The organism is Microbispora cellulosiformans, assembly GCF_008728085.1.
Taxonomy (GTDB): domain Bacteria; phylum Actinomycetota; class Actinomycetes; order Streptosporangiales; family Streptosporangiaceae; genus Microbispora; species Microbispora amethystogenes.
In genome coordinates, this window is record NZ_VYTZ01000002.1 from 259,377 (window position 1) to 274,509 (window position 15,133).

Annotated in this window: 17 protein-coding genes; 4 read left to right on the forward strand and 13 right to left on the reverse strand. The window is 72.8% G+C overall.

What is annotated here, in order from left to right; translation table 11 throughout:
• Positions 1-2: 2 nt before the first annotated feature.
• Positions 3-1,223: an ABC transporter ATP-binding protein gene (locus F5972_RS05295; protein ID WP_150931653.1), complete on the reverse strand. Its 1,221-nt coding sequence runs from the start codon at positions 1,221-1,223 to the stop codon at positions 3-5.
• A 123-nt stretch (positions 1,224-1,346) separates the two neighbouring features.
• Here F5972_RS05295 and F5972_RS05300 point away from each other — a divergent pair, with 123 nt between their 5' ends.
• On the forward strand, positions 1,347-2,354 hold the full coding sequence (locus tag F5972_RS05300) for a LacI family DNA-binding transcriptional regulator (RefSeq protein WP_150931655.1): 1,008 nt from the start codon (positions 1,347-1,349) through the stop codon (positions 2,352-2,354).
• A 6-nt stretch (positions 2,355-2,360) separates the two neighbouring features.
• Here the strand turns inward: F5972_RS05300 and F5972_RS05305 are convergent, their stop codons facing one another.
• Complete coding sequence (locus F5972_RS05305; RefSeq protein ID WP_150931657.1) at positions 2,361-2,849, reverse strand: glutathione peroxidase; 489 nt, start codon at positions 2,847-2,849, stop codon at positions 2,361-2,363.
• 344 nt (positions 2,850-3,193) lie between these two features.
• Here F5972_RS05305 and F5972_RS39145 point away from each other — a divergent pair, with 344 nt between their 5' ends.
• Positions 3,194-3,724 (forward strand): aggregation-promoting factor C-terminal-like domain-containing protein, encoded by a 531-nt coding sequence (locus tag F5972_RS39145; protein ID WP_318527511.1) that lies wholly within the window; start codon positions 3,194-3,196, stop codon positions 3,722-3,724.
• Between the two features lie 40 nt (positions 3,725-3,764).
• Here F5972_RS39145 and F5972_RS05315 read toward each other — a convergent pair whose 3' ends face one another.
• From F5972_RS05315 to F5972_RS05330, 4 genes are all read right to left on the reverse strand, one after another.
• Entirely contained in the window at positions 3,765-4,100 is a 336-nt protein-coding gene (locus tag F5972_RS05315) for a DUF202 domain-containing protein (protein ID WP_150931660.1), read from the reverse strand.
• Positions 4,101-4,104: 4 nt separating this feature from the next.
• A complete protein-coding gene (locus tag F5972_RS05320) occupies positions 4,105-4,446 on the reverse strand; it encodes a YidH family protein (protein WP_150931662.1) in 342 nt (113 codons plus the stop codon).
• A 71-nt stretch (positions 4,447-4,517) separates the two neighbouring features.
• A complete protein-coding gene (locus F5972_RS05325) occupies positions 4,518-4,883 on the reverse strand; it encodes a hypothetical protein (RefSeq protein WP_150931664.1) in 366 nt (121 codons plus the stop codon).
• Positions 4,884-4,893: 10 nt separating this feature from the next.
• Positions 4,894-5,769: a ferritin-like domain-containing protein gene (locus F5972_RS05330; RefSeq protein WP_191909958.1), complete on the reverse strand. Its 876-nt coding sequence runs from the start codon at positions 5,767-5,769 to the stop codon at positions 4,894-4,896.
• 106 nt (positions 5,770-5,875) lie between these two features.
• Here F5972_RS05330 and F5972_RS05335 point away from each other — a divergent pair, with 106 nt between their 5' ends.
• The gene (locus F5972_RS05335) at positions 5,876-6,145 is read left to right on the forward strand and encodes a UBP-type zinc finger domain-containing protein (protein WP_150931666.1); all 270 of its coding nucleotides are present in this window, start codon (positions 5,876-5,878) and stop codon (positions 6,143-6,145) included.
• A 37-nt stretch (positions 6,146-6,182) separates the two neighbouring features.
• Here F5972_RS05335 and F5972_RS05340 read toward each other — a convergent pair whose 3' ends face one another.
• Together F5972_RS05340 and F5972_RS05345 are read right to left on the reverse strand one after the other, a co-directional pair.
• Positions 6,183-7,772 (reverse strand): Na+/H+ antiporter, encoded by a 1,590-nt coding sequence (locus F5972_RS05340; RefSeq protein ID WP_150931668.1) that lies wholly within the window; start codon positions 7,770-7,772, stop codon positions 6,183-6,185.
• A gap of 58 nt (positions 7,773-7,830) precedes the next feature.
• The gene (locus F5972_RS05345; protein WP_150931670.1) at positions 7,831-9,186 is read right to left on the reverse strand and encodes a hypothetical protein; all 1,356 of its coding nucleotides are present in this window, start codon (positions 9,184-9,186) and stop codon (positions 7,831-7,833) included.
• A gap of 223 nt (positions 9,187-9,409) precedes the next feature.
• On the opposite strand from F5972_RS05345, the gene F5972_RS05350 reads away from it, so the two are divergent.
• Positions 9,410-11,491, forward strand: coding sequence for an ATP-dependent DNA helicase (locus F5972_RS05350; RefSeq protein ID WP_150931672.1), 2,082 nt, complete (start codon positions 9,410-9,412; stop codon positions 11,489-11,491).
• Between the two features lie 8 nt (positions 11,492-11,499).
• On the opposite strand, the gene F5972_RS05355 is transcribed toward F5972_RS05350, so the two are convergent.
• Genes F5972_RS05355 through F5972_RS05375 form a run of 5 tightly spaced genes read right to left on the reverse strand, consistent with a single transcriptional unit; the run spans position 11,500 to position 15,123 of the window.
• A complete protein-coding gene (locus F5972_RS05355) occupies positions 11,500-12,279 on the reverse strand; it encodes a hypothetical protein (protein ID WP_150931674.1) in 780 nt (259 codons plus the stop codon).
• Between the two features lie 16 nt (positions 12,280-12,295).
• Positions 12,296-13,093 (reverse strand): SGNH/GDSL hydrolase family protein, encoded by a 798-nt coding sequence (locus F5972_RS05360; protein WP_150931676.1) that lies wholly within the window; start codon positions 13,091-13,093, stop codon positions 12,296-12,298.
• A gap of 13 nt (positions 13,094-13,106) precedes the next feature.
• Entirely contained in the window at positions 13,107-13,541 is a 435-nt protein-coding gene (gene aroQ, locus F5972_RS05365) for a type II 3-dehydroquinate dehydratase (RefSeq protein ID WP_150931678.1), read from the reverse strand.
• Positions 13,538-14,614, reverse strand: a complete 1,077-nt coding sequence (gene aroB, locus F5972_RS05370) for a 3-dehydroquinate synthase (protein WP_150931680.1) — start codon at positions 14,612-14,614, stop codon at positions 13,538-13,540. Before aroB ends, aroQ begins: the two co-directional genes overlap by 4 nt.
• Entirely contained in the window at positions 14,611-15,123 is a 513-nt protein-coding gene (locus tag F5972_RS05375; protein WP_150931682.1) for a shikimate kinase, read from the reverse strand. The genes aroB and F5972_RS05375 overlap by 4 nt, the downstream gene beginning before the upstream one ends.
• Positions 15,124-15,133 lie beyond the last annotated feature (10 nt).

Below are 15,133 nucleotides of genomic sequence, written 5' to 3' on the forward strand. Positions count from 1 at the left end.
GCTCAGCGGCCGATGTTGGCCTCGTGGCCGATCGACAGGCCCGAGTCGACGTCGAAGAAGTGCAGGTTGTGGGTGTCGACGACGAGCTCGATCTCCTGGCCCGGGCGGACGTGGCTGCGGGCGTTGACGCGGGCGGTCCACAGCGACTTGTCGCCGGTCAGCGGCAGCGTGGTCTCCTCGTCGTCACCGTCGTTCGCGGCGGCCACGGTGTCCTTGTGCTCGACCGGCGGGGCGTCGATCGTGAACAGGACGTTGATCTCCGAGCCGAGCTCCTCGGTGACGGTCGCGCGGACCGGGATGCGGGCCCAGCCGGCGCCGTTGCCGCTGGCGGAGCCGGAGTCCTCGAAGTCCGAGGGCCGGATGCCGAGGATGATCTTGCGGCCGATGTAGCGGTCGAGGCCCGGCTTCTCGGCGAAGGTCGAGTCGGGGACGGGCAGGCGGTAGCCGGCGAAGGCGACCGAGGCGCCGCCGTTGTCGCGGACCAGCTCGGCGTAGGCGAAGTTCATGGCCGGGGAGCCCATGAAGCCCGCGACGAACAGGTTGACCGGGTTGTCGAACAGGTTCTGCGGGGTGTCGACCTGCTGGAGCACGCCGTCTCGCAGGACGCAGACGCGGTCGCCGAGGGTCATGGCCTCGACCTGGTCGTGGGTGACGTACACCGTGGTGACGCCGAGGCGCTCGTGCATCTGGTTGAGCGAGGCGCGCATCGAGACGCGGAGCTTGGCGTCGAGGTTCGACAGCGGCTCGTCCATGAGGAAGGCCTGGGGCTCGCGGACGATGGCGCGGCCCATCGCGACGCGCTGGCGCTGACCACCGGACAGGGCGGCGGGCTTGCGCTTGAGGTACTGCTCCAGGCCGAGCATGCGGGCGGCGTCGTTGACCCGCTTCTGGATCTCCGACTTGGGCATCTTGCGCAGCTTGAGGCCGAAGGCGAGGTTCTCCTCGACCGTCATGTGGGGGTACAGCGCGTAGTTCTGGAAGACCATCGCGATGTCGCGGTCCTTCGGCGGGAGGTGGTTCACCACGCGGTCGCCGATGACGATCTCGCCGCCGCTGATGTCCTCCAGGCCGGCGATCATCCGCAGGGCGGTGGACTTGCCACATCCCGACGGGCCGACCAGCACCATGAACTCGCCGTCCTTGATCTCGAGGTTGAGGCCGTTCACGGCCTTCACCCCGCCCGCGTAGATCTTGTCGACACTGTTCAGAACGATAGAAGCCATGCCAGTCCTTCGCGCTTGCGAGTCAAGAGCAAGTGGATACGTTTTCATGACTGTCCCGTGAAATGCCGCCTATTGTCAAGATTTCGGTCACTTGCCGGATGGAATCATGATGGAATCGTTTCCATGAGTGGTCCAGCGCAGCGACGGATAACGATCAAGGAAGTGGCGGAGGCGGCGGGGGTCGGGGTGGCCACCGTGTCACGCGTCCTGTCAGGAGGATCGGCGAGCCCCGAGACCCGGGAGAAGGTGTTCGCCGCCGCGGCGAGGCTCGACTACCGGCCGAGCGCGCTGGGGCGCAACCTGCGGCGCCAGCGGACCGGCGGCGTCGGCCTGCTGGTCCCCGACATCACCGACAGCTTCTACGCGCGCCTGGCCGACGGCGTGCTGTCGTGCGCCCGCTCGTACGGCGAGCCCGTGACGATCGGGGTCACCGGCGACGACCCCGAGCGGGAGGCCGAGCTGATCGGCGCGCTGATCGAGCAGAGCATGGACCGGCTCATCGCGGTGCCGTCGGGGGACGGCGACATGTGGGCGCCCGCGCTGCGGGCGGGGCTCAACGTGGTGTTCGCCGACCGGCGGGTGCGGACCGACGTGCCGAGCGTGGTGCCCGACGACCGGGCGGGCGTGCTCACGGCGGTGGAGTACCTCGCCGGGCTGGGCCACCGCAGGATCGCCTTCCTCGCCCGGCACGGGCAGTCACAGCGGGTGACCGCGTTCCTGGACGCGACGGCGTCGCTGGGGCTGCCGGTCGACCGCGACCTGGTCGTGCACGCGCGCGCGAGCCGCGACTCCGCCTACGCGGCCGCCGCCGGGCTGCTGCAGAACCACTCGGACGTCACGGCGGTCCTCGCGGGTGGCAACGTGCTCGGCGAGGCCGCCGTGCTGGCCGCCCGGGAGCTGGACGTGCGGATCCCCCGGGACGTGTCGCTCATCATGTTCGACGACGTGCCCTGGGCGGAGCTGTGCTCCCCGCCGCTGACGGTGATCGCCCAGCCCGCCCAGGACATCGGGTACCGCGCCGCCGAACTGGTGCTGCGGCAGGGCCGCCGGCCCCCCACGGTCACGCTGCCGACGCGGCTCGTCGTACGGGCGAGTTGCGGGCCCAGGGTCGCGCCGCGCCGGTCGTCCTGACGCCCGTCAGGAGACGACCTTCTCGATCGCCTCGGCGATCTCCGGCGACTCGGGGGCGACGCGGGGACGGAACCGGGCGACCACCTCGCCGTCGGCGGAGACGAGGAACTTCTCGAAGTTCCACTCCACGTCGCCCGCCGACCCCGAGGCGTCGGGGACGGCCGTGAGCGCGGCGTAGAGGGGGTGCTGTCCCGGGCCGTTGACCTCGGTCTTCTCCAGCAGCGGGAAGTCCACGCCGTAGGTGGTGGAGCAGAATTCGACGATCTCCTCCGCCGAGCCGGGCTCCTGGCCCATGAACTGGTTGCAGGGCACGCCGACGACGGTGAAGTCGCGGTCGGCGTAGGCCCGCTGGAGGGCGACCAGGCCGCCGTACTGCGGGGTGAGGCCGCACCGGGAGGCGACGTTGACCACCAGCGCGGCCCGCCCGCCGAGCAGGCCGCCGACGGTCGTGGCCGCGCCGTCGATCGTGTTCACGGGGATCTCGAGAACGCTCATGTCCGCACCATACGTCCCGTCTCCCCCGCCACGCCGCGCAGGGGCCCCCGGGATCGCGCCGTGTCGCCCCTTTACCCTGTCGCCGCCGGTTAACCTGCGCCCCCGGGAAAGGTCGGCGTCTGGCGGCGGATCGGCAAAGATCCGTCCGCGGCGTGTCGCGAATGCCGCCGCCGGGGCGGGCCGCCGTATTTCAATCCGCGTGAGGACCCGTCGCGGTGCCCGCCGGAAGCTCTTCGTGATCCGGTGCGGGCCGAGCGGACGGCGGCGCCCACGCCATGGGCGTACGGCCGCGAGGGGCGCCGCCGCGCGCCCCTTCCGCACGCGACCCGATGACAAGGACCGATTTGGACAGCAACAGCGTTCTACGCAGCACAGTCGCCGCGGTCATCGCGGCCGCCCTGACCGGTGGCGTGGGCGGCGTCGCACGGGCCGGCGAGTCGGCCAGTGAGTCGGCTCGTGAGTCGGCCACTGAGTCGGCCGGTGCGTCGGCCGGGCAGAACGCCCGGGTCACGCACCTCGGGGTGTGGAAGATGCGGGCCACGCCCGAGGCGCCCAGGTTCCGGGCGCCGGCGAAAGTGCTCAGCAAGGCCTACGCCTTCCGGCTCGTCACCCGCCGCACGTGGTCGGGTGAGCAGTTCCAATGCCTGGACAGCCTCTGGACCAGGGAGAGCAACTGGGACCACCGGGCCTACAACTCCGGATCCGGCGCCTACGGCATCCCGCAGGCGCTGCCCGGCGACAAGATGGGCTACGTCGCCCGCGACTGGCGGTTCAACCCGCAGACCCAGATCAGGTGGGGGCTGCGGTACATCAAGGGCCGTTACGGCTCGCCGTGCGGCGCATGGGGCCACTTCCGGTCCCACAACTGGTACTGACACCGGCTGGACCGGCACCGGCGCACGGGCCGGGGTCTCGTCAGGCGAGGCGGAGCACCAGGACCAGTGCTCCGGCCGCGGCGGCGAGCGCCCCGGCCCAGGCGACGCGGGCGTCCAGCCCGGCGCCGAGCGGGCGCCCGTGCCGCAGCGCCCGCTCCAGGGCGTGGTGCCGCAGCCCGGTGCGCACGAGCAGGACGGCCCCGGCGAGCGCCACCATCCCGAAGGGTACGGCGAGGCCGGGCAGGTCGTCCCGCACCGCCGCCCCCGCCGCCCCGATGCCGGACCCCGACATCAGGACGGCCGTCCGCACCCAGGCCAGCCGGGTCCGCTCACCGTGCAGGCCCGGTCTGGGGTCATCACTCTCGGAGGTGGTCAAGCGATCACCTCGGCACGAGGATGAGGAGCAGGGCGAGGACGGCCACCCCGGCGACGCCGTACCCGAACATGGGGGCCAGGGCGGGCGGCGGGAGCGCGCGGTCCTCGCGCAGCGCGCGGTCGATGTGCCGCCAGCGTGGGTAGGCCGAGCCCGCCGCCAGGGCGGACAGCAGCACGAGCACGAGGGCGAGCAGCGTGCGCACCCACGGGACGAAGACGTCCTCGGGGACGACCGCCATGGCGATACCGCCCGCGCTCAGCGCGAGGGCGGTGCTGATCCAGGTGAGGAACGTGCGCTCGTTGGCGAGCACGAAGCGGGGGTCTGGCTCGTTCTCGTTCCCTCTCATGGGAGAACGCTAATTCTGCCCCTTTTCCGGCAGATTTCCCGGGTTGCCGTACCGGCCCTTCGGCGGCCGGGTCAGATGCAGGCCTCGCTGACCTGGCGGAGGTACTTCGCGCCGTCGGTCGCGACCCTCTGCGCCGCGTCCACCGCCGCGTTGGCGTCGTCGACGTTCAGCTTCTGGAGGCTCTCGGCCAGCCCCTGCAGGGCGTCCCTGAGAGTGGTGTCGGCCGCCTTGTTCGCCATGTTCTCCAGGTCGGCGGCGCCGTCCTCGATCTTCTTGCGCATCGCGGCGGGATCGTCGGCGACCTTGCCGATCTCACTGACGGTGGTGCTGATCACCTTCGTCGCCTCGGCGCACGACTGGGCCTTGTCCGCGGTCGCGCAGCCCGAGGCGAACAGGACGGCGGCGGCGCAGGCGGCGGCGAGCGGGAGGAGTCGCATGCCGATCACCCTACCCAACCGTTCCCCGATCGCCGCGGCTCCGAGCGGCGCCGTTTCCCTCACCCGCCGCCGGCGCCCCGGCCGTCCGGGCGTCAGTCGTCCGGGCCTCAGTCGCCTGAGCCTCAATCGCTTGGGCCCCGGCCTTCCGCCCGGCCGGCCACATGACGCCGGCGACGACGCCGCCGAAGCTCGCCGCCACCTCCCGGACGAAGGCGGCGCCCGAAACCCCCACCTCGCGCAGCGCCCCGCCGTGGTCGGCCACTACCACGGTGACCACGCCGGCCAGCAGGGCCCACCACAGGGCCGCGGCCGCGGCCCGCGTCAGCCGGGACGACCTCCGGAAGGACCACCGCAGCCGGTCGCGGTGGAACGGCACGTGCCGGAGCTCGTCGGCGAGGATCCGCCCGGCGACCTCCGAGGTCAGCGGATCACCGGCGCCGTCGCGTACGGCCCGGTAGTAGGCCAGCGCGACCACCTCGGCCAGCATGAGGACCATCAGTTCCATGCGCAGCCCGAGAAGCCGCCGCAGCCGGACGAAGACGGCGTCGGACCAGTGGCCCCGGAGGGTCGCCGCGCCCGCCGCCTCGAGCAACCGGGCCAGCAGGCGGGCGTGCTCGCGTTCCTCCGCGACGAACAGGCGGACCGCGGCCGCGTACACCGGGTCTCCGGCCCGGGCCGCCTTGCCCGTGAGGAAGGCTCCGTCGCCGTCCTCGCCCACCTGGAACCGCTGGAGGCTGCGGACCAGGGCGGGGTCCAGCCGCGCGCCCCGGCTCCAGTCTGGGTCGCCCCACGTGTGGCGGAGCAGCGCGGCGCCCTCGAAGTCGCGTAACCAGGCCGTGAAATCAGCCGCCGGGTCTGCCGTGAAGTCACCGATGTCGACCGTCATGGCCGGGAACCTACGGGCCGGGGGTGCAGATTCCGGGGGCGGGTTTGTAGAGGTTTGGTGGAGGACACGGCCAGGCCGGTCGAACGGGGGTCATAGCATCTGCGGCATGGGAACGTGTGAACATCTGCTCGCGACCGCCGAAACCGCCGAGGCCGAGGCGCTCACGCCGCAGGGCTGCCAGGAGTGCCTGGACCTCGGCATGCACTGGGTCCACCTGCGTAAGTGCCTGACCTGCGGCCACATCGGCTGCTGTGACTCCTCTCCCGGCAAGCACGCCACCGCCCACTACAAGGAGACGGACCACCCGGTGGTCCGCTCCTACGAGCCGGGCGAGAACTGGCGCTGGTGCTACCTGGACCAGCGCCTCGGTCAGTAAGCCGGCAGGCCGTCCCAGTAGCCGCCCCGATAGCCGCTCAGCCGCGTTCGAGCGTCGCCTCCTCGAAGTCGAGTTCCTGCATCACCCGGTGGAGCACCTCGTCGTCGATGCGGCGCTCGTCGCGCAGCCGTACGAACACGTCGCGCTCAGCGGCGAGCATCTCCCGGCGCAGCCGCCGGTAGAGCGCGGCGGGCGTCTCCTCGCCCTCCTGGCCGGTGCCGCCGCCGAGCCGCTCCCAGGCGTGCATGGCCCGGCGCTCGGCGCGGGTGCGCAACTGGTCGACGACCTCCTCGTGGACGTCGCGTACGCCGTCCGAGGTGAGCTCCTCCAGCCGGGACAGCGCCGCCGACGCGGCCGCCTGCTGGGCGCCCGCCTCCGCCAGGTCGTCGGCGTACCGCTCCCTGGCCGTGGAGACGCCGAGCTTCCTGATCAGCCAGGGGAACGACAGACCCTGCACGATCAGGGTGCCGACGACGACGGCGAACGTCAGGAACAGCAGCAGGTTGCGCTGGGGGAAGTCCTCGGGCAGGGCGAAGGCCGCGGCCAGGGACACCACCCCGCGCATCCCCGCCCAGCTCGTCACCACCACGTTCTGCCATGACGGCGTCTTCGGCTCCCGGGTGCGCACCCGCTTCGACAGCATCCGCGGGAGGTAGGTGCTGGGCGGCACCCAGACGGCGCGTACGAGGATCACCACCAGGAACAGCACGACGGCGTACGTCACGAGCTGCGCGGGCCGCTGGCCGTCCAGCCCGGCGAGGATCGGGCGCAGCTGCAGGCCGATCAGCGCGAACACGATCGACTCCAGCACCAGGTCGGCCACCCTCCAGACCGCCCCGGACAGCAGGCGCGTGCCGTACGAGCTGCGGCTGAGCTGGTGCCCCAGGTAGATTCCGACGATCACCACGGCGATCACGCCGGAGGCGTGCACGGCCTCGGCCGCGAGATAGGCGGCGTACGGCACGAGCAGCGAGACGCCGTTGGCGATCAGCGCGTCGCCGAGCCGCCGCAGCACGATGCCCGCGATCCGCGCGATGGCGAGGCCGATGACCAGGCCGAGCCCGGCGGCCAGGAGGAACTGCCCGCCGATGTCGAGCACTCCCCCGGCCGTGCCGGCCACGGCGCCGATCGCGACCCGGTAGGCGGTCAGCGCGGTGGCGTCGTTGAACAGGCTCTCGCCCACCAGGATGGTCAGCGCCCGCCGCGGCAGGCCGAGCCGGCGTCCGATGGCGACCGCGGACACCGCGTCGGGCGGCGCGATGATCGCGCCGAGCGCGAAGGCCGCGGCCAGCGGAAGCTGCGGCACCATGGCGTGCGTGACGAACCCGACCACCACGGTGGTCATCAGGACGAGCCCGACCGCGAGGAGGCCGACGGGCCGGGCGGCGTCGCGCAGCCGCAGATAGGAGCTGTCCAGCGCCGCCGAGTAGAGCATCGGCGGCAGGAAGACCAGCAGGACGATATGGGGATCGAGCCTGTAGTCGGGGACGCCGGGCAGGTACGAGACGGCCAGTCCGGCGAAGACCAGGAGCAGCGGGGACGACCAGTCCCGCCATCGGGCCAGGGCGGCGACGGCGAGAGCGCCGGCGGGAAGGAGGAGGAACTGCAGTGCCGTTGAGGTGTCCATCAGACGACGAGATTACTTACAGCTGGAACCCCTGCTGACCACCGGCCCGTAAATCGGCCTACCAGCCCCGCGCGTCCTCCCACGTCTCCTGGCCGTCGTCCGGCCACTGGGCCTGGCTCTCCCCGGTGGCCCGCCCGGAACGCCGTCTGCCGGGGCGCTCGTGCTCCGTGTGCGGGCCGGGTGCCTGGTCCGCCGGCCACTGGTCCGGCCGCAGCCGCTCGCCCGTGTGATAGAGCGGCGGTTCGTTCACGTACGGCCGGACGGCGCCGAGGCCGAGGGGATCGTTCGGGTCGACCGCCGGAGGCTGCTGGCGGGGGTCCGCCAGGGGCCCGGTCTGGGTCGCGGAGGACGCGACGAGGCGGTCCTGCGTGGGGGTCCCCCGGGCGACGAGCACGTCGTTGGGGCCGAGCGCGGCCGGAGCGGGGTGGGCATCGGCGGCCGGAGCGGGCGGCGGCACCGGCGGCCGGGCGTACTGCCCCGTGCCGGGAAAGTCGGGATACTCGTAGTCGCCCTGGTAGTCGCCCTCGTAGGTGCCCTGGTAACCGCCCCGGTAGTCGCCACGCGCGGGCTGCTCGGGGTAGCCGGCCTCGTGTCCCCGGTGGGTGTCCGGCGCGGCGTACCCGTTCTCGCCCCGCGCGTACGCGTCGTGGGCGGCGCCGTAGCCGTCCTGGGCCTGGCCGTAGGAGTGCTGCGGCGCGGCGTACGGATCGTCGGCGGTGTACGGGTCGCGCGGAGCGTAGCCGTCCGCGGCCTGGCCGGGCAGGCCGGCGGCGTACCCGTCGGGCGGCGTGGCGTAGCCGTCCTGGGCCTGGGCCGCGTAGGCGTCCTGCGCCGGAGCGGCGTAGGGGTCCGCGGCCTGCGCCGGGTAGGCGTCCCGCGCCGGGACGGCGTAGGGGTCCGGTGCGGGGTAGGCGTCCTGAACGGGGTAGGCGTCCTGCGCCGGCGCGCCGTACGCGTCCCTGACCTGGGCGGCGTACGGGTCGTGGGCGGGATAGGCGTCCTGGGCCTGCGTGGCGTACGGATCCGGGGCGGTATAAGGGTCCTGGGCGGGATAGGCGTCCCGGCCCCGGGCCTCCCGCGCCTGCTCCTGGCCGTGCTCCTGGAGCGGGGCGGCGTGCGGCGGGTATCCCTCCCGGCCGGCGGCGTAGCCGTCCTGGTCGGGCGCCTGCCGGGGGAAGGGTCCGGTGCCGGCGTCCTGGTCCGGAACGTCCGCCTCGGTGTATCCGTCGTCCAGGGTGTCGATCAGACGTCCCACGTCGTCCATGGGCATACGGAAACTGGCCGTGCACATCTCGCCCCGCCACAGACTCAGCACCAGCGTGCCGTCGTGCCAGGTGACCCGGAGCACGCGGTCCTGACCCCGTGCGTCGAAGAACACCTCGCCGAACGATGGCAATGGGACAACTTCCGACATGGCAGTCATAGTGCCTTTACCAGTCCTTTTTCGTCCACTCGATCCCGGGAACCCTGGCGCAACATCCGCTTCGTCCTCTTTGACCTCACTGGGAAGATCGCCGTTGACCTTGAGAGCACTGGTATCCAGTGTGCCATGCGGGCCGAGAGGGAGTTCCTGGAACGCCAGGATGTGGTGAACGCGTCACGCACGAGATGTCGGTGGCAGGGGGTAGCGTTCTGCCGTGCCAAAGGACCGTCCCGAGCTTCCGCCCGTCGAAGAACTCCTCACCGCCGCGGTGACCGCGGTGGGCGGCGTCGAGCGCCCGGGCCAGGTCAAGATGGCGCAGGCGGTGCGCGACGCCGTCGAGAGCGAGGAGCACCTCGCCGTGCAGGCGGGCACGGGCACCGGCAAGTCCCTGGCCTACCTGGTGCCCGCGATCAGGCACGCGGCCGAGAGCGGGGAGGCCGTGGTGGTGTCCACCGCCACCATCGCGCTGCAACGCCAGCTCGTCGACCGCGACCTGCCCCGGCTGGCCGACGCCCTGGAGGGCCTGCTGCCGCACCGCCCCGAGTTCGCGATCCTCAAGGGGCGCCGCAACTACCTCTGCCGCCACAAGATGGCGGCGGGCATGCCCGAGGACGAGGACGACCAGCTCTTCGACCCGCGTGAGGTCAGCGCGACCGGCCGGATGGTGCAGCGGATCCAGGACTGGGCCAACGACACCGAGACCGGTGACCGCGACGAGATCGTGCCGGGGGTCAGCGACCAGGCCTGGCGGCAGTTCTCGGTGACCGCCCGGGAGTGCCTGGGCGCGCAGCGCTGCCCCAGCGGCGCCGACTGCTTCGCGGAGCTCGCCCGGGAGCGGGCGGGCGAGGCCGACATCGTGGTGACCAACCACGCGCTGCTGGCGATCGACGCGATGGAGGACTTCGCCGTCCTGCCCGAGCACGACGTGGTCGTCGTGGACGAGGCGCACGAGCTCGCCGACCGGGTGACCTCCGTGGTCACCGGCGAGCTGTCGGAGGCCACCGTGAGCCTGGCCGTGCGCCGGGCGGGACGGCTCATCGAGCAGGGGGTGGCCGACCGGCTGCAGGAGGCGGGCGAGGATCTGCGCGCCCTGCTGGCCGCCGCGCCGCCCGGCCGCGTCGACACGCTGCCGCAGTCGCTCGGGATGACGCTCGCGCTGGTGCGGGACTCCGCGTTCGCGTGCATCACGGCGCTCGGGCCGCGCAACAAGGACAAGGACGACCCGGAGAACGCCGGGCTGCGCAAGGCCGCGTTCACCGTGCTCGACGACGTCCACGACACCGCGCAGCGGATGCTCGACGCGTTCGGCCCGGCGGCCGGCGGGACCGGCTCGGGCCTCAGCGCCGACGACTCCGATGATCCGGACTCCGGGGCCGCGGCGTCCAAAGGGCCGGCGGGCCGCGCGGGCGGCGACGCGGAGGCCGAGGAGATCCACCGGGCGGAGGTCGTCTGGCTGGAGGAGGGGCGCGGCCGCGTCCCGCCCACCCTGCGGGTCGCGCCGCTGTCGGTCGGCGGCATGCTGCGGGACAAGCTGTTCGGCGACCGGACCGTCGTCCTCACCAGCGCCACACTCGCGCTCGGCGGCACGTTCGACAGCCTGGCCCGGCAGTGGGGCCTGCGGCCGGGCGAGTGGACCGGCCTGGACGTCGGCTCCCCGTTCGACCACCCGCGCCGCGGCATCCTCTACGTCGCCACGCATCTCCCCCAGCCCGGCCGCGACGGCCTGCCGGAGGCGTACGTCGACGAGATCGCCGAGCTCATCGAGGCGGCCGGTGGGCGCACGCTCGGCCTGTTCTCCTCCATGCGGGCCGCCAAGGCCGCGACGGAGGCCCTGCGCGAACGGCTGGACGTGCCCCTGCTCTGCCAGGGCGACGACTCGACCGGGCAGCTCGTGAAGCAGTTCTCGGGCGACCCCGCCACCTGCCTGTTCGGCACGCTCTCCCTGTGGCAGGGCGTCGACGTCCCGGGGCCGTCGCTGACCCTGGTGATCATCGACAGGATTCCGTTCCCGCGCCCCGACGACCCGCTCGCCTCGGCGCGGCAGCGGCACGTCGCGGCTTCGGGAGGCAACGGCTTCATGGCGGTCGCGGCCACCCACGCCGCGCTGCTGCTGGCCCAGGGGGCGGGCCGTCTGCTGCGCTCGATGGACGACCGCGGCGTCGTCGCGGTGCTCGATCCCCGGCTGGCCACGGCCCGTTACAGCGGGTTCCTGCTGAACTCGCTGCCGCCCTACTGGCGCACCACCGACCCCGGCAAGGTCCGCGAGGCCCTGCGCCGCCTGACCGCCGACCTCTGACCTCTCCCTCACATGCCTGTGACGGCGCCGAACGTCTCGCCCTCGTTGAGCCGCCGGACAAGGTCGAGCACGACATGCGGCCCGCCGTTGGCGGTCACCCACCGGCTCACCCGGCACGCCGCTTGGGCGTAGGTGTTCCGGTCGGCGCCGGCGGCCCGCAACCAGGCGTCCAGCGTCACCGGCAGCGGGGCGTCCGTACTCATGAGGCAGCGGTCGGCCGGGGCGCCGGCCGCCGTGCCGGACGCCGGGTCCGGGGCGAGATAACGCGGGTCGCCGGAGACCAGGACGGCCAGGCCCTCGTTGAACCACTGCGGCACCTGCGCACCCGAGTCCAGCCGGACGTGCAGTTCGACGTGCGACATCTCGTGCGAGGCGATGACCGGGTCCACGCCGGAGGGCGACAGCATCACCGCGCGGTTCAGCACCGCGACACCCCGCTCCCCGCCACCGCCGATGCGCCGGTAGCAGCGGTCGCTGAGGCAGGCGAGGATCCGCGGGGAGGCCCGCCTGCCGCCGTAGAAGTCGCGGACCCGCCGCTCCGCCTCCTCCACGGCCGAGATCACCTGCCGCTTCCGGTACGGCGGCAGGCCCGGCTCCGCGTAGACGCCCTCCGTCAGCCGTTCCAGTCCGTAACAGCCGGGGCAGGTGGTGGCGGCGAGCGACGGGTAGGCCACGGCCACGACGGCGGCCGTCGTGATCGGCAGCGCCGCGAGCGCGGCGAGCAGCCACATCCGCCCGCGCCGGGCCGTACCGCCACGCGAGCCCGCACGCCGCCACTTCGGCATCATGGTCGAGACGTCGTGGTCAGGAGGTGAACGGGGGCAGAGGGCTGAGATCGGGGCGCTTCGGGGCGAGTCCGTCGCCCGAGGAGGTGCCGCGGAGCCGCCGGCCGATCCAGGGGCCGAAGTGCTCCCTGACCCACTGGACGTCCTCCTGACGCTTGGCCCTCTGGTCCACCGCCTCCCGGGGCGGCCAGGTCTTGCGCCAGTCGTCCTCGCCGGGCAGGCCGAGCACGTGCAGGACCCTGGCCGCTACCAGGCGGTGGCCCTCCTCGTTCATGTGCAGCCGGTCCCCGCTCCAGGCCCGCCAGTCGCGCAGCCCCTGCATCGACCACATGTCCACCAGGTGGCAGCCGTACAGGTCGGCGATCGAGCGAACGTGCAGGTAGAAGATCGCGAACCTGCCGCGCACGCGCCGCATGATGGGCGTGTCGCGGGGGTCGGTGCCGGTGAACAGCACGACGTCCGCGCCGGTGGCCCGCAGGTCGCGCACGGCCGCGGCGACCTTCTTGGCCATCCGGTCGGGATCGCTGCCGGGACGGATGAGATCGTTGCCACCCGCGCAGAAGCTGATCAGGTCGGGCTTCATCTCGACGGCCAGGGGCACCTGGTCGGCGACGATCTGGTCGATCAGCTTGCCCCGCACGGCCAGGTTGGCGTAGCGCAACTCCGGCTCCAGCGACGCGAGCCCCTCGGCGACCCGGTCGGCCCACCCCCGGTAACGGACCACCTCTCCCGGCACCGGAGGCGGCGCGTCCGGGAGGGGGTCGTTCAGCCCTTCGGTGAAGCTGTCTCCGACCGCCACGTACGACCGGTACCCCATGATCCTTCTTTCGTCATTCACCCATGTCGGCGATCGCGCGCAGCGCCAGCTCGTACGACCGCATGCCGAACCCCGCGATCGTCCCGGTGGCCACCGCCGCCACGACCGAGGTGTGGCGGAACTCCTCCCGCGCGTTCGGGTTGGAGATGTGCACCTCCACCAGCGGCGCCGTACGCTGCGCGATCGCGTCGCGCAGGGCGTAGGAGTAGTGCGTGAACGCGGCGGGGTTGAGCACCACCGGGGTCTTGCTGTCGGCGGCCTCGTGGATCCAGCCGACCAGCTCGGCCTCGTCGTCGGTCTGCCTGACCTCGACCGACAGGCCCAGCTCGCGGCCGGCGTCGCGGCACAGGGCCGCCAGGTCCTCGAAGGTCTGCGCGCCGTAGACGTCGGGCTCCCTGCTGCCGAGACGCCCCAGGTTGGGGCCGTTCAGGACGAGCACCGGCCTCATCGGGCCACCTCCTGGTACGCCGCCTCCAGGAGCTCCTCGGAGGGGTTCTCCAGGCGGGCCGGCCGCGCGACGTCGTCGAGCACGACGAACCGCAGCACGGCTCCCCTGGCCTTCTTGTCGACCCGCATGTGCTCGCGCAGGCGCGGCCAGGCCCCGGCCCGGTAGGTGGTGGGAAGCCCGACCGACTCCAGGATGGAGCGCGTCCGGTCCACCACGTCGCGGCCGACCCGGCCGTCGAGCCTGGACAGCTCGGCGGCGTAGACGAGCCCGATGGCCACCGCCTCGCCGTGCCTGATGTGGTAGTCCTCGACCCGCTCGATGGCGTGGCCGAGGGTGTGGCCGTAGTTGAGGATCTCCCGCAGGCCGCTCTCGCGCAGGTCGGCGCCCACGACGTCGGCCTTCACCCGGATCTTGCGCTCGACCAGCTCACGAGTGTGCTCGCCCTCGGGGGTGCGGGCGGCGGCGGGATCGTCCTCGACGAGCAGCAGGATCGTCGGATCGGCGATGAACCCGCCCTTGATGATCTCCGCGAGCCCCGCGACGTAGTCGTCGCGGGGCACGCTCGCCAGCGTGGCCAGGTCGCACAGCACGCCCTTGGGCGGGTGGAAGGACCCGACCAGGTTCTTGCCCTCGGGGGTGTTGATGCCGGTCTTGCCGCCGACGGCCGCGTCGACCATCGCCAGCAGCGTGGTCGGCACCTGGACGACCTGCACCCCGCGCAGCCACGTCGCCGCCGCGAACCCGGCCAGGTCGGTGGTCGCTCCCCCGCCGACTCCGACGACCGCGTCCGACCGGGTGATGCCGTACCGGCCGAAGGCCGACCACAGCTCGGCCGCGACGTGCACGGTCTTTGCCTCCTCGCCGTCCGGCACGGGCAGCGCGACGACCTCCAGCCCGGCGGCCTCCAGGGCCTCGCGTACGGGCCTGGCGATCTCCGGCAGCCCGGCGGGATGGATCACGGCGACCGTGCGGACCTTCGGGTCGAGCAGGCCCGGCAGCTCCGGCAGCACGCCGGTGCCGACCACGACGTCGTAGGGGTTGTCACCGCGCACGGTGATCCGGGTCGCGGTCACAGCGCCGCCTCGATCTCGGCCACGACGTCCTCCGGCTCACGGTCGTCGGTCTTCACGACGACCGCGGCGAGCCGCTCGTAGATCGGGCGGCGCTCCTCCATCAGCGTCCGCAGGCGGCTGCGGGGGTTCAGCACGAGCAGCGGCCGGGCCGAGGCCAGCCCGACCCGCCTGACCGCCTGGTCGAGCCCGACCTGGAGGTAGACGACCCGGTGACCGGCCAGCAGCTCCTGGGTGGCCTCGTGCAGGATCGCGCCGCCCCCGAGCGCGAGCACCCCGGGGTGATCGGCCAGCGCGGACCGCACGGCCTCCGCCTCCAGCTCGCGGAACCGCTCCTCGCCGTCCTCCACGAACACGTCGCTGACGGTCTTGCCCGCGGCGGCCTCGACGTCGGCGTCGGTGTCGCGGAACGGCAGGCCGAGACGGTCCGCGAGGAGCAGACCGACCGTTGACTTGCCCGAGCCTGGCGGGCCGATGAGGACCGCGGCCGGGCCGTTGGACGCCGATTGCATGATCACTGAC

Coding starts and splice junctions, on each gene's coding strand:
- F5972_RS05295 (WP_150931653.1), bottom strand. CDS start 1,223: ATGGCTTCTATCGTTCTGAACAGTGTCGACAAGATCTACGCGGGCGGG.
- F5972_RS05300 (WP_150931655.1), top strand. CDS start 1,347: ATGAGTGGTCCAGCGCAGCGACGGATAACGATCAAGGAAGTGGCGGAG.
- F5972_RS05305 (WP_150931657.1), bottom strand. CDS start 2,849: ATGAGCGTTCTCGAGATCCCCGTGAACACGATCGACGGCGCGGCCACG.
- F5972_RS05320 (WP_150931662.1), bottom strand. CDS start 4,446: ATGAGAGGGAACGAGAACGAGCCAGACCCCCGCTTCGTGCTCGCCAAC.
- F5972_RS05325 (WP_150931664.1), bottom strand. CDS start 4,883: ATGCGACTCCTCCCGCTCGCCGCCGCCTGCGCCGCCGCCGTCCTGTTC.
- F5972_RS05330 (WP_191909958.1), bottom strand. CDS start 5,769: ATGACGGTCGACATCGGTGACTTCACGGCAGACCCGGCGGCTGATTTC.
- F5972_RS05335 (WP_150931666.1), top strand. CDS start 5,876: ATGGGAACGTGTGAACATCTGCTCGCGACCGCCGAAACCGCCGAGGCC.
- F5972_RS05340 (WP_150931668.1), bottom strand. CDS start 7,772: ATGGACACCTCAACGGCACTGCAGTTCCTCCTCCTTCCCGCCGGCGCT.
- F5972_RS05345 (WP_150931670.1), bottom strand. CDS start 9,186: ATGTCGGAAGTTGTCCCATTGCCATCGTTCGGCGAGGTGTTCTTCGAC.
- F5972_RS05355 (WP_150931674.1), bottom strand. CDS start 12,279: ATGATGCCGAAGTGGCGGCGTGCGGGCTCGCGTGGCGGTACGGCCCGG.
- F5972_RS05360 (WP_150931676.1), bottom strand. CDS start 13,093: ATGGGGTACCGGTCGTACGTGGCGGTCGGAGACAGCTTCACCGAAGGG.
- aroQ (WP_150931678.1), bottom strand. CDS start 13,541: ATGAGGCCGGTGCTCGTCCTGAACGGCCCCAACCTGGGGCGTCTCGGC.
- F5972_RS05375 (WP_150931682.1), bottom strand. CDS start 15,123: ATGCAATCGGCGTCCAACGGCCCGGCCGCGGTCCTCATCGGCCCGCCA.